The following is a 12,670-nucleotide window of genomic DNA, read 5'->3' as shown; positions in this document are numbered from 1 at the left end:
CCTTATTGGGGCGTTATAAGCCAAAATCAGACATCGAGGTAAAATGGCCGTTTTAGAAATACTGAAAGCTCCAAATGAGAAGTTAAAAGTTCAAGCAAAGAAAGTTGTTAATATTGAAGAGGTCCAAACGTTAATTGATGACATGCTTGATACTATGTACGCCACTGACGATGGAATAGGTTTAGCGGCTACACAAGTTGGAAGATGCGAAGCGATTATAATTATCGATATTTCAGAGGAAAGAAATTCTCCCCTGATACTTATTAATCCAAAGGTCGTTAGTGGCTCGAATAAAGAGATGGGGCAAGAGGGCTGTTTATCTGTTCCTGGGTACTACGCTGATGTAGAGCGTTTTACAACGGTTAAAGTTGAAGGCTTAGATCGTAATGGAAAAGAAGTGACTGTGGAGACCGATGATTTTCTTGCAATTGTCTTACAACATGAAATCGACCATTTGACAGGCAAGTTGTTTATTGATTACCTTTCCCCATTAAAACAGAAAGTAGCGCTAAAAAAAGTCAAAAAAGCAGTTAAAACAGCGGCGTAATAATGGCTTATAACAAGCTGTTTAAGGCAGGACTGCTAACGTTTGCCTTGGTTTCGCTCCGCTTCACATTATAGCTAACCAAATTTTGCTTTTTAACAGAGGCGTTAGGCGCTCAATCATGAAAACGATATACGTAATATCATTTTTAGCTTTATTGAATTCGTTCTCTAGCTATGCTGCCGTGCCTGATTACCGTTTAGACCCGCTGAAGGCTATGGAAGGAAAATGGGTATTGAAAGGTGCATCATGTGAAAAAGACGGATTCGTATATAGGCTCTCAAGTGACAAGAAAAAACAAATTTTTATTCCCACTAAAGGATATAAAAGCGAAGCAGAAATACTTGAAGTTAGAGGTGATAAATTTCTTCTGATTTACGATGGTGAGGAAGAGCTAGGCTCGGACGGGACGCTGGTTAAATGGTGGTTTTTATTTGACGGTGTGAATACTTATAGAATGAGACGACACGATTGGCCAAATTTCGGTGCAACGATTCAGTCGTGGATCAGATGCTAAAAGTGTGAAGAAGGTCCAGCCTAACAAGGTCGTATACGCGGACAAAAAATGTTGGCTGTTTAACATGTTAGCCAACTATTACTCGCTCCTTAGTGGGGCTTATACATATTAATAGATGAGAAATTAGATGGAAAAATATAGCCTTAAAACATTATCCATTTTTATCACGCTAGGATTGGTCGTATCTTGCTCAACTGTAAAAGAAGTGGGAAGAGATGTTGGAGGTGCTGTCAAAGAAGTGACAACAGAAATTGGTCATGCCTCAAGGGATGCAGCAAAAGCTATTAAGAAAGAGACGAAAAAAGCAGTCTCAGAAATTAATAGTAATGAAGAATGATTAGCATACGGTATAACAAGTGCGTGATGGAATAAATTGCACAGGCGTTAGGCATACAATGAAATCTATCAGCGGAATTCTAATTTTGATGTTTACTTCGGTCGCTTTTGCTAGTGACTGCATAGTTGATGTTCGCTCCCCCTAGCACTGCATGGGCATAGATCTTTATTTCTCTTCGACAATCGCCATAGTAAGCGGCACAAAGAGTACCGCTTCGACTGATTGCTTACCCTTTTAGCGCTTTATCGCCGCGGCCTAAGCCTATGGCGCCAGAGCGCACCATTTCGATAATATCGGTTTCATGACGCAGGGTATCGAGGAAGGACTCCAGCTTTTCCGTGCTCGCCGCCAGTTGCAATGAATAACTGGTACGGCCCATATCCAAGATGGCGCCACCAAAAACATCCACTACCCGGGTCACCGCGGCGCGAGTTTTCTCGTCCTGGGCTATCACCTTAACCAAGAGCAGCTCGCGCTCGATATGGCTTTGCTCGGTTAAGTCTATCACTTTGAGCACATCGACCAGCTTATTCACCTGCTTGAGGATTTGCTCGAGGACGCGATCGCCCCCCTGAGTGGTGATGGTGATGCGCGAAAGCGAGGCATCGTCCGTTGTACCTACCGCCAGGCTGTCAATATTATAGGCGCGTTGGGAAAACAGGCCGACGATACGTGACAAGGAGCCGGGTTCGTTTTCAAGTAAGATGGAAAGTATACGACGCATTATGCTTTTACTCCTTTTTTCAACCACATATCATCAACGGCACCGAGTTTAATTTGCATTGGGTAAACATGTTCAAGCTCATCGACGCGGACATCGAGAAACACCAGGCGATCAGTAATACTCATCATTTTTGCGATGGCGGCATCGAGTTCATCGGGGTGATCGACGCGAATACCCACATGGCCATAGCTTTCGGCAAGCTTGACGAAATCCGGTAAGGATTCCATGTAAGAAGAGGAATGACGACCGCTGTAGAGCATGTCCTGCCACTGTCTGACCATGCCTAAAGAGCGGTTATTCAAGGAAACGATTTTAACCGCCAGGTTATATTGCAAACAGGTGGACAGCTCCTGGATGTTCATCTGAATCGAACCATCGCCGGTAATGCAGATTGATTCCTGGTCGCGAAACGCCAGCTTCACGCCCATGGCCGCAGGTAAGCCAAAGCCCATGGTGCCAAGGCCACCGGAGTTAATCCATTGGCGTGGCTTTTTAAAGGGGTAGTACTGGGCGGCAAACATCTGGTGCTGGCCCACGTCCGAGCTGATATAGGCGTCGCCATTGGTGGCCTGATACAGCTTCTCGATCACGGTTTGCGGTTTGATTTTTTCTTCACCCGGGCTGTAGCTCAAACACTTTTGCTCGCGCCAGCGATTGATTTGTCGCCACCAGTCTTCCTGTGCATGGCGGTCAATGCTTTGCCCCGACTTGGCAATGGCGCTTAATAGTTGCGGCAACACCATGTCCAGGCTGCCGACCACGGGAATATGGGCGCTGATGGTTTTGGAAATCGAGGTGGGGTCGACATCCACATGCACTATGGTGGCGTTGGGGCAAAACTTTTGCACATTATTGGTAACACGATCATCAAAACGGGCGCCCAAGGCCAATATAACATCGGCATGGGCCATGGCCTTATTGGCTTCTAAGGTACCATGCATACCCAGCATGCCAATAAAGTTCGGGTGTTCGCCGCTTAGCGCACCAAGCCCCATCAGGGTGTTGGTGCAAGGTGCGTTGAGGGTTTCCACCAGCTCGGTGAGCTGTTCGCTGGTATTGGAGAGGATCACCCCGCCGCCGGCGTAGATCACCAGCTTCTGCGCCGCCATCAGGGCATTCACCGCTTTCTTGATTTGTTTTGGGTGGCCCTTCTTACTGGGATTGTAGGTGCGAATAGCCACATCCTGGGGCATTTTAAAGTCAAACTTGGTCGCCGGGTTGAGTACATCCTTAGGCAGTTCGACCACGACCGGGCCAGGGCGGCCGCTGCTGGCGATATAAAAGGCCTTAGCAAGCAGAGTGGGGATTTCCTCGGCGCTGCGGCAGTTAAAGCTGTGTTTCACTATGGGGCGAGAGCAACCAACAATATCGGTTTCCTGAAAGGCATCATCGCCAATAAGATGAGTGGGGACCTGGCCGGAGATCACCACCATGGGGATGGAGTCCATATAGGCGGTGGCGATACCGGTAACACAGTTGGTGGCACCGGGTCCGGAGGTGGCCAACACTACACCTACCTTACCCGTGGCGCGGGCATAGCCATCGGCCATATGGGTGGCTGCCTGCTCATGACGCACTAAAATATGCTCTATATCATTTTGTTCGAACAGCGCATCGTAGAGATCCAGCACCGAACCGCCGGGATAACCAAAAATATAGTTTACGCCCAGCTCTTTCAGTGCCCCGACAACCAGCTCACCGCCGTTGTATTGTTGCTTACTCATCCTCATTCCTCAAAAAAAAACCCCCGCATAAGGGCGGGGGTTGTTTAGCCTAATCGTTGGCTCACGCCTACCCCGCAGTCTGGTTAAAGACCACCACGAGTAGAACCATGAGAACCAACATAATTGACATATTTTTACCTAAGTAGAAACTTTTAAACTCACCTAATCATTGTTAGTTTTTTGGGCAACTTATGTCAACCCTAAGGGAAGGGTTTTTGGATAAAATATTCTTATAGTGAATATTAATCTGTCTTTTAGGGTTATTTTTTTCTTTTTGATCCGTTTTAAAAACGAAAAAAAGCCAGCTTGCGCCGGCTTAGGTATTTTACGTCGAATGCCGGGTTATAGGCGTTCGATCACCGCAGCGGTGAAGTCTGTGGTGCCGTGCTCGCCACCTAGATCGCGCGTGGTGCGGTCACCGGTTTTGATCACGTCGGCCACGGCCGCACGGATACGCTCGGCGGTCTCAGCCATGCCTAGGTACTCAAGCATTTGAATAGATGCAAGGATCACAGACGTTGGGTTTGCTAGGTTTTTACCTGCGATATCTGGGGCACTGCCGTGCACCGCTTCAAAGATAGCGGCATTTTCACCGATATTGGCGCCCGGAGCCATGCCCAGACCGCCGACTAGACCTGCACACAGATCAGAGAGGATGTCGCCGAACAGGTTTGTAGTAACGATGACGTCGAATTCTTCCGGGTTCATCACCAGTTTCATACAGGCGGCATCAACGATCATCTCTGCCGACTCGATGTCTGGGTAACGCTCGGCTACTTCGCGAGCGACCTTTAAAAACAGGCCCGATGTTGATTTAAGGATGTTCGCCTTGTGTACCGCGGTCACCTTTTTACGGCCTTCACGACGGGCAAGCTCATAGGCAAAGGTCACGATCTTCTCGGCACCTTCACGCGTGATTTTTGACATGGCTTCTGCTTCGTTGCCATCGTCCGATACCACTTGGCCAAGACCTGAGTACATGCCCTGGGTGTTTTCACGCACCGTGATAATGTCGATGTCGTCGTAGCGGGCCTTGGTGCCGGCGAAAGATTTAACCGGACGCACATTGGCATAGAGGTTGAATTGCTTACGCAGGGTGACGTTGATTGAGGTAAAGCCTTCGCCTACCGGCGTAGTCAACGGCCCTTTTAGGGTGATTTTGTTGCGTTCAATGGCTTCCAAGGTCTCTGGCGGTAATAGCTCACCGGTTTTTTCCAGTGCGGCCAGGCCGGCGTCAACAAATTCGTATTCAAAGTCACAACCGGCGGCGTTTAAAATTTCCAGAGCTGAGTCAATAATACTTGGACCTATGCCATCGCCTTTGATGACAGTAATGGTTTGCTTAGCCATTTAACAATTTCCTTAAAACTGATAGAGAAGTCCGACACCAAAAGCATAGCCGCACAACACTGTTGTGGGTAATAAGAAAGCTGATGAGGGTGGCGGAAATTTACGTGAGAATTCAGGGCGATTTATAGCAGTTAAGCCCCGATTTTTCCAGTATATGGCATTTAAATATATATTATTTCCAATATAAATAAGGTGAATTTAGCCTATTTATTAGATGCCGTTGTAGGGGCCTATATTCAAGGTCTCGCTCACCAGTTTATCGAGTTGCGTGCTGGGTCCCTGACTCTCTAACATGGCTTTTTTTACCAGTTGCTGTTGCCAGGGAGCGTGCGGGTGGTCATATCCATAGAGGTGAAACAGCACCAGCTTAAAGCTATAACAAACCAAGGCATTGGTGCTGAGCTCATTATAGGGCTGTTGTTCACTTTGCAGCAGGGCATTGAGCCATTCGCCATCGCCCAAATGTCGCTTGAGGTAAGCCGCAAGGTCCGCGTGATCATACTGGCTGACCCCAAGGAGGGCGGCCATGGGCCGTGGGTTTTGCTCTGTAAAGGGCAGCTTGAGTGGGTCGAGGGCGAGACTGCGGGACAAAAGCTGCGGCGTTTGTTCGACAAAATAGCAAAAATAACACAGATACAGTGCCATTAAGCGCTCTGGATGGAGGTTTTTCATCCGCGCACTCAGGTGCTTTATGACAGCACAGGCGGTATTGATGCGCCCGAGTAAAAAGCCCGATAGCGGATGACGCAGTTGTGCAACTTGTTGGCTTAAGATCACCCGGGTAATAAAGTCGCCAATATTATACAGACCCACCATGGATAAGGCATGGCGTACATTCGCCGCCGCTTGCGTGGTGCGGTTATAGGCGCCGGCAGCTTCGAGCACATGGGCTTGCAATTGCGGCTCGTTGCTGAGCAGGTGCTCCATGTCGGCATAGCCTTTTGCACTTTGCACCTGTTGCAGTAGCTCGGTGGGTAGACCGGCTCGCACGGCGCTTGGTGTGTGGCGTTGTAACGGCGCGCTTAGCCGCTGCAGAAACGCATCCAGCGTAGAGTAGTGCTGCTGAGTGTCCTCATACTGCCACTGCGGCTTAGGGATGAGCCGATAGCGGTGATCATCGGCTCCCAGCTCGGTGAAAATATACTCGTCCTGTTGGCGTTGACCTAAATAGACTAAGGTCTGCTCGCCACGCTGCCAAGAACTGCCGAGAATTTGGGGAGAGAGGTAAGCTACCAGGAGGCGACAGTCTTGCTGCACCGCCTCGTTATTACTTTGCTTAAATACTGAGGCGCAGGCATTAAAGAAATGCAGGCCAGGGCGCGTGCTTGCGCTGGTATTAAGGCTGGCAAGATGCTGTGCCAGGGCCAGGGTACGAGTAAAACCACAATATAACTGCACATTTTTATTGCTGCTCAGCACCTGTTGATAGCGTCTGTTTTTCGCCACTATCTGGACTAAGGCCGGTTGCTGCTCGGTATTAATATTGAGCATTTTCAGGCTCAATAATCCGCCTTGTTGCCACTGTTTTTGCTCTCGCTCACTCAGTGCTTGGTTTGCGTCACGTTTATTGAGCAAGCCGAGGACGGCGAGATCGCAGCTCAGTGCCGCCATCATTAACAATTCGCAGTCTTTGCGGTGATATTGTTGTGCTTGAACCAGGCAAGCCAGCGCCGCGATTCGCTTGATATGTAAGCGGGTGGCGTAATTGTATTGGTGTAATTCTGCCGACAGCAGCCAATGAAATAATGAGCCCTGCTGGCCATTGAGGCGACTTAAACGCTCGCTTAGGGCGAGTATGGCGGGATAGAGACTAGGCCATTGACTTTTATCACGGCTGGCACGATGTAAGCGGGCAATATAGGTGATCAGCTTGCCCAGCTCCTGCACCTGCTTAGGATTGTAAGTCGACTTTGTCATAGGCGAGTTCGGCCTGTTGCCCCCATACTAGTAGCTTTTTATTCTTAAACAACAACCCGGTGCACTCGTCCTTGGTGGTGATGCCATCGGCTTTGACGTGCTGGGTGCGATAAAAAACGATCTGGTAGATATCCTCACCACGGCGCTTCACAAAGGTGAGATCCGGTGTGCCCAAGGTGGCCAGCACTTCTTCAATATGCATCGGCGTGGTGGAATCAAGCTTAGCAATAAAACGCTTGTTATAGGCCTCACGGTCTTGCCACACCATGGCGCCGGGGTCGTCCTTATACAGGCTCATCACTAAGGTGGCTATTACCGCATACACGCCAATACCGAGAATTATGTATTTTAAAACCTTGGTCCACATCAGTTTGTTACCCTTGGAGCCGAACACCTGCGCCCAGTATACCTAGTTCATTTTCGCAATGCTAAATTTGCGATGTGTGAAGCGTAATTTGTGGCGCATCCGCGCTTAGGCGTAATTGCTTTAAGGATATTCCTAAATCGATGTCGGTGCGCAGTGACACCAGGGCCAAGGCGCGCACATAGTCTGGCAAATGTCGCGTTAATAGCTGCTGAACTTTTCCTTCGGGCTCGGCACTGAGGGCATCGGCGACGCTGGGGTACTGGCTTAGCAGTGCCTGTGCCGACTTGGCGCCTATGCCACTGACCCCGGGAATATCATTGGTTTTATCACCCACCAGAGCAAAATACTGCCACAGTCGGGCGGCATCGATGCCGTATTTTTGTTGCACCTCGGCGGCGCTGCGTTCGGCCTTGGTAAAATAGTCAAATACGGTGATGCCTTGTTCTATCAGTGGCAGGTACCCTTTGTCGGTGGACACTATTACTACCTTGATACCCTGCTTATTGGCCTTGGCGGCTAAGGTGGCCAGTACATCATCCGCCTCTTCGTTGACGGCGCGAACCACGGCTATCTGCTGGGCATTGATGGCGTGCATAAAACGGGGCAGTTGTTTACTCAGTGCCTCTGGCATGGGTTTGCGTGAGGCCTTGTAACCACTGAAATACTCGTAGCGCCAACTGCTGTCGCCATCGAAGGCGGCCAGCGCATATTGGGGTTGATGTTGGGCTTTGAGTTTCACTAACGCGCGCTCAAGGCGGCTAATGGCTTGCTCTACGGCTTGCTCGCTTTGAGTGCCGTATTGGCTTTCGCAGACCGCGTATATGCGCCGAATGAGATTCAGCGCATCGATAAGTAATAATTGCATTAGACCCTACGTCTGAATGGTGTAACAGGGGATATAGGCGCTGCCAGGCAGCTTCATACGGCGTTGAGCGACAAAAGCACTGAGCAGGGCATCCATTTTAACCATCAGCTCGGGATCGCCGCACAGCTCGAACACCCCATGTTGGCTGATGGCGCGAATGCCCTCGTCCTTGACGTTGCCGGCGACGATGCCGGAGAACGCGCGACGCAGGTTTGCCGCCAACTGCTGCTTAGGCTGCTCGAGGAACAGGTTTAGTGACGACATATTATCATGCGTTGGCACAAAGGGCGCCTGAAACTCGGGGTCGATTCGCAGCGTCCAGTTGAAATAATAGGCATCACCATGCTGACGGCGATAATCACGTACGTCCTGCATGCTTTGCTTCAGCGTACGGGCTACCAGTGCGGGATCGCCGATGATCACTTCGAATTTGTCCAGCGCTTCTGGGCCCAAAGTATCGCCAACAAAGGTCACGATTTCATCGAAATAGGCGCGGCTTTCTGCTGGCCCCGTGAGGATCACCGGCAGCTGTTGTTTGTCGTTGTCCGGATGCAACAGGATGCCGAGTAAATACAACAGCTCTTCGGCAGTACCAGCGCCACCGGGGAAAATGATGATGGCATGGGCCACGCGCACAAAGGCTTCCAGGCGTTTTTCAATGTCTGGCAAGATCACCAGTTCATTGACTATGGGGTTCGGCGGCTCGGCGGCGATAATACTCGGCTCGGTCAACCCTAAATAGCGGGGATTGGCGATACGCTGTTTGGCATGGCCTATGGTGGCTCCCTTCATCGGCCCCTTCATGGCTCCTGGACCACAGCCGGTACAAATATTAAGGCCGCGCAGCCCAAGCTGATAACCCACTTCCTTGGCATAATGGTATTCCACTTCGTTGATGGAATGACCACCCCAGCACACCACCATATTGGGGTCGGTGTTTACTTCAAGGGCGCCGGCGTTGCGCAGCATATCAAAGACCATGTGCGTAATGGCTCTGGCGTCCGCTTCGTACATGGTGTGATGTCTTTGACAAATAAATAAAATATCGCGAATGACAGAAAAAATGTGCTCATGGATACCACGAATAATATCACCGTCGACGAACGCCGTTTGCGGTGGATTGGTTAACTCTATTTTAATGCCACGCTCGCGGACCACTAAGCTGATATCAAAGTCTTTATAGCTGTCATAAATCTCGGCGCTGGAGTCGGTATGGCTGCCAACGTTGAGCACCGCCAGCGCACAGTTGCGAAATAACCGATAGCGGTCGGTGGTTGATTGTTCTAGTAAATCCACTTCCAATTGCGAAAGTAAGTTGAGTACCCCGGTAGGGTTGAGCTGTATTTTCATAGCCTACTCCTTTACTGAAACTTGGCTATTGCTTGACCACTAAGCGATCGCGGCCGGCATGTTTTGCCTCGTACAACGCCTGATCGGCGCGGTCAAAGGCACTAAGGGCGGTGTCATTGGCTTTAACCTGAGTGGCACCGATAGAGACGGTGATTTGCACCTGCTTATCTTTAAATTTAAAGGGAATGCTTTTCACACTGGCGCGCAATTTTTCTAACGGCAGCACCACATTTTCCAGGTCGACGTTCGGCATCACCAAAACAAATTCTTCACCGCCGTAACGGGCAATAAAATCACTGCTACGAATGGCTTTTTTCATTGCCGAGGCGAGCACCTGTAGGGTTTTATCGCCGGCGCTATGGCCGTAGGTATCGTTAATTGACTTAAAGAGGTCGACATCGATAACGACCAAGCAAAGTGGCGCGCCATTGCGTTGGCATTGCTTTAGCTCTAAATCTAAACGCTCATCAAAGGCAAGGCGATTAGGGAGCTTGGTTAGCCCGTCCTGCAGATTCATCAGCCGCTGACGCTCCAAAGAGGCCTCGTATTGCTGCACCTGTTGCTCCAGGTTCTGCACCCGGGATTGCATGGACTGTAAGCCTTGGTGCAAGGCATCGCGATGTTCGGCTTCGAGCTGCTCTTTGTTTATCAACTGCGCGGTGAGACTGGCGAGACGCGATTCCACCGTGCTTTTAAGCTCGGCGATATTGGTGGCCAGCTCGGTATGCTGGCTTAATTGGTTGATATTCTCATCGATCTGCTGGTACACCGCGGAGATTTTACTGTCGAGCTGACGTGACTTATCTACCGTATTGGCAAGCAGTTGTTGCAGCTCACTCAGGCTTTCATTGAGGGCTGCCAGGAAGTGCTGCGCCGATCTGCGCTCGCGGCTGAGACTGGTGACGATAATGCGGGTGAGTTCAATGCTGGCTGCGAGCAGCTGCTCGAACTCGGTCGCCGCATTAATGTTGTGTTTGAGGGCTCGCATTTGCTCGATAAACTCGCCTTGCACGCTGACCTCGGTACTCAATTGTGTCAGCTCGTTGGCAAAGTGGGCGACTTCTTCGGCGTTATCTTTGCCATCGGTGGCGTTGCTGGCACTAAGCACTTGATCATAAATACTGACCAGGCGCGCGAATACGGGGATAAAATCCAGTGGCGTCTGCACTTCATGCAGGTGCGTGTTGAGCAGGTCTCTTAAGGTGCGGCGTGATTCGTTAGGCAGGCCCTGGCGCTTTTGCAGATTAACACCGGCCTGATTAACACAGGTGTGTAACTGGCGCAGTTGAGCTTCGATTTTGGCCTCGTGGCGCGCGAGCAGGGTCGTCAATTCGGCAATGATGGGGCCGAGTTCCTGAAAATGGGCGCCTTGCTGCAGATGCTTGCGAAAACTGGCTAAACGATTATCCAGTTCAAGATCAATGCCTTTGCAGACTAACGATAATTTCGCAATAAATTGCGCCAAGGTACTTACCTGTTCCTGTCGCGTCATTTCAATGGTCTGTCGTTGCGAAATGGCTGAATGCAACTTCTTTCTCAAAGCCTCAAGCTGTTCCGACACGCACTGCTATCCTTTTTCGTTCTTATATTGTCCAGTGTACAACATAATTATCGTAAATACTGATTAAGTATCAGTATTTTGTCGAAAATTTGTGGGCGATTGGTTTTGTTTTTAATCGTTTTTGTGATTAACAGTGGCATTGTATCCATAAAGTTCGGACTCACAGTACGATGGGATCTGGTCGTTGACCGCAAAGGTTTGAGATGATGCCCGGTGCTTTGCTAGGCTGCCCGCAAAGTAATAAGACTTCAGGTGTGCAGTGAAAAAAATCCTAGTTGCCGCAGCCTTGCTGCTCGTCACCACAGTGGCAAAGGCCACCACATATTATCAACTTTCCATCGACCAGGGGGCTCATCACCTCGGTGATGTCAGCGTTAGCTTCGATAAGACTGGGCAAAGTTATATCGATGCCAAGTTCCCGGCCTGGCGAACCGGCCGTTATGACATTCTCAACCTGGCCAACGGGGTACGTTATTTTAAGGCCACCGATGCTCAAGGGGAGGCCCTCAAATGGCAAAAAATCGATAAAAGCACCTGGCGTATTTTTTTGCATGAGCCCACCAATGTAACCTTGAGCTACCAGGTTTATGCTAATGAACTGGGTCTGCGTGCCCGTCATATCGATGACACCCATGCCTTTATTGATGCCTCCGGCTTTTTTATGTATAGCGAGGCGGCTCGTAATGAACCGGTAAGCGTGCAGCTTGAGGTGCCAAAAGGCTGGCGTTCGGTTTCCGGGATGAACAAGGGCAAGAATCCACACCAGTTTGTGGCCCCTAATTATGATGTGTTAGTGGACTCACCGATTGAGACGGGTATTAACGAATTACACAGTTTTACGGTTGATAACCGCGACTATGAGCTGGTTATTTGGGGGGAAGGCAACTACGACAGCGAAAAGATGGTGGCCGACCTTAAAACCCTGGTGCAAACCGGCCATGTGGTCTGGGACGAGTATCCTTACGAGCGCTACGTGTTTATGGTGCATGCCACTTCGGGAGCACGGGGCGCCACCGAGCATCTAAATTCAACTATTATTCAGCGCCATCGAGATAAGTTTGCCAAGCGCGAAGACTATCTGGGCTTTATTGCCACCGCCGCTCATGAGTTTATCCATACCTGGAATGTTAAAGCTTATCGTCCCGAGGGCATGGTGCCTTACGACTATATAGCGCCAAATTACACGCGCTTACTGTGGTTGGCGGAAGGCTCCACCAGTTACTTGGAAGATCACCTGCTTTTGCGCTCGGGGTTAATGACCAACAAAGGTTCTTTAAAGACCTGGCTAAGCGTATTAACCGTCACCTATTGACGCCGGGCCGTGAGGTACAAAGCGCCGCCCATACCAGCTTTGACAAGTGGATCAATCAAGGTGGCGATCATGGCCGTAACTTCAGCACCAACATCTATTCGG

11 protein-coding genes and 1 pseudogene are annotated in these 12,670 nt (G+C 49.9%); 4 read left to right on the top strand and 8 right to left on the bottom strand.

What is annotated here, in order from left to right; translation table 11 throughout:
- The first annotated feature begins 43 nt into the window (after positions 1 to 43).
- From def to C2M29_RS06465, 3 genes are all read left to right on the top strand, one after another.
- Positions 44 to 547 carry a peptide deformylase gene (def, locus tag C2M29_RS06475; RefSeq protein WP_105188976.1) on the top strand — a complete coding sequence of 168 codons (504 nt, stop codon included), beginning with the start codon at positions 44 to 46 and terminating at the stop codon, positions 545 to 547.
- A gap of 118 nt (positions 548 to 665) precedes the next feature.
- The gene (locus tag C2M29_RS06470; RefSeq protein ID WP_105188975.1) at positions 666 to 1,061 is read left to right on the top strand and encodes a hypothetical protein; all 396 of its coding nucleotides are present in this window, start codon (positions 666 to 668) and stop codon (positions 1,059 to 1,061) included.
- 127 nt (positions 1,062 to 1,188) lie between these two features.
- Complete coding sequence (locus C2M29_RS06465) at positions 1,189 to 1,398, top strand: hypothetical protein (RefSeq protein ID WP_105188974.1); 210 nt, start codon at positions 1,189 to 1,191, stop codon at positions 1,396 to 1,398.
- 226 nt (positions 1,399 to 1,624) lie between these two features.
- On the opposite strand, the gene ilvN is transcribed toward C2M29_RS06465, so the two are convergent.
- The 8 genes from ilvN to C2M29_RS06425 form a co-directional block, all read right to left on the bottom strand.
- Positions 1,625 to 2,122: an acetolactate synthase small subunit gene (ilvN, locus tag C2M29_RS06460; RefSeq protein ID WP_105188973.1), complete on the bottom strand. Its 498-nt coding sequence runs from the start codon at positions 2,120 to 2,122 to the stop codon at positions 1,625 to 1,627.
- On the bottom strand, positions 2,122 to 3,846 hold the full coding sequence (locus tag C2M29_RS06455; RefSeq protein ID WP_105188972.1) for an acetolactate synthase 3 large subunit: 1,725 nt from the start codon (positions 3,844 to 3,846) through the stop codon (positions 2,122 to 2,124). Before C2M29_RS06455 ends, ilvN begins: the two co-directional genes overlap by 1 nt.
- 342 nt (positions 3,847 to 4,188) lie before the next feature.
- Entirely contained in the window at positions 4,189 to 5,196 is a 1,008-nt protein-coding gene (locus C2M29_RS06450) for an isocitrate dehydrogenase (protein WP_105188971.1), read from the bottom strand.
- Positions 5,197 to 5,406: 210 nt separating this feature from the next.
- On the bottom strand, positions 5,407 to 7,113 hold the full coding sequence (locus tag C2M29_RS06445) for a hypothetical protein (RefSeq protein ID WP_105188970.1): 1,707 nt from the start codon (positions 7,111 to 7,113) through the stop codon (positions 5,407 to 5,409).
- Complete coding sequence (locus C2M29_RS06440; protein ID WP_105188969.1) at positions 7,088 to 7,480, bottom strand: DUF3192 domain-containing protein; 393 nt, start codon at positions 7,478 to 7,480, stop codon at positions 7,088 to 7,090. The genes C2M29_RS06445 and C2M29_RS06440 overlap by 26 nt, the downstream gene beginning before the upstream one ends.
- A gap of 61 nt (positions 7,481 to 7,541) precedes the next feature.
- A complete protein-coding gene (locus C2M29_RS06435) occupies positions 7,542 to 8,345 on the bottom strand; it encodes a 5'-3' exonuclease H3TH domain-containing protein (protein WP_105188968.1) in 804 nt (267 codons plus the stop codon).
- A 6-nt stretch (positions 8,346 to 8,351) separates the two neighbouring features.
- Entirely contained in the window at positions 8,352 to 9,695 is a 1,344-nt protein-coding gene (gene ppnN / locus C2M29_RS06430; RefSeq protein WP_105188967.1) for a nucleotide 5'-monophosphate nucleosidase PpnN, read from the bottom strand.
- Between the two features lie 25 nt (positions 9,696 to 9,720).
- A complete protein-coding gene (locus C2M29_RS06425) occupies positions 9,721 to 11,256 on the bottom strand; it encodes a GGDEF domain-containing protein (protein WP_105188966.1) in 1,536 nt (511 codons plus the stop codon).
- A gap of 259 nt (positions 11,257 to 11,515) precedes the next feature.
- On the opposite strand from C2M29_RS06425, the pseudogene C2M29_RS16885 reads away from it, so the two are divergent.
- Positions 11,516 to 12,624, top strand: a pseudogene (locus tag C2M29_RS16885) (M61 family metallopeptidase); the annotation flags it as partial.
- Positions 12,625 to 12,670 lie beyond the last annotated feature (46 nt).

It is taken from the genome of Pseudoalteromonas sp. T1lg48 (assembly GCF_002964785.1).
GTDB lineage: Bacteria > Pseudomonadota > Gammaproteobacteria > Enterobacterales > Alteromonadaceae > Pseudoalteromonas.
This window is presented reverse-complemented; position numbering and strand designations above follow the sequence as displayed.

Excerpts from the sequence above, each read along its gene's own strand:
- def (WP_105188976.1), top strand. The coding sequence starts at position 44 with ATGGCCGTTTTAGAAATACTGAAAGCTCCAAATGAGAAGTTAAAAGTT.
- C2M29_RS06470 (WP_105188975.1), top strand. The coding sequence starts at position 666 with ATGAAAACGATATACGTAATATCATTTTTAGCTTTATTGAATTCGTTC.
- C2M29_RS06465 (WP_105188974.1), top strand. The coding sequence starts at position 1,189 with ATGGAAAAATATAGCCTTAAAACATTATCCATTTTTATCACGCTAGGA.
- ilvN (WP_105188973.1), bottom strand. The coding sequence starts at position 2,122 with ATGCGTCGTATACTTTCCATCTTACTTGAAAACGAACCCGGCTCCTTG.
- C2M29_RS06455 (WP_105188972.1), bottom strand. The coding sequence starts at position 3,846 with ATGAGTAAGCAACAATACAACGGCGGTGAGCTGGTTGTCGGGGCACTG.
- C2M29_RS06450 (WP_105188971.1), bottom strand. The coding sequence starts at position 5,196 with ATGGCTAAGCAAACCATTACTGTCATCAAAGGCGATGGCATAGGTCCA.
- C2M29_RS06445 (WP_105188970.1), bottom strand. The coding sequence starts at position 7,113 with ATGACAAAGTCGACTTACAATCCTAAGCAGGTGCAGGAGCTGGGCAAG.
- C2M29_RS06440 (WP_105188969.1), bottom strand. The coding sequence starts at position 7,480 with ATGTGGACCAAGGTTTTAAAATACATAATTCTCGGTATTGGCGTGTAT.
- C2M29_RS06435 (WP_105188968.1), bottom strand. The coding sequence starts at position 8,345 with ATGCAATTATTACTTATCGATGCGCTGAATCTCATTCGGCGCATATAC.
- ppnN (WP_105188967.1), bottom strand. The coding sequence starts at position 9,695 with ATGAAAATACAGCTCAACCCTACCGGGGTACTCAACTTACTTTCGCAA.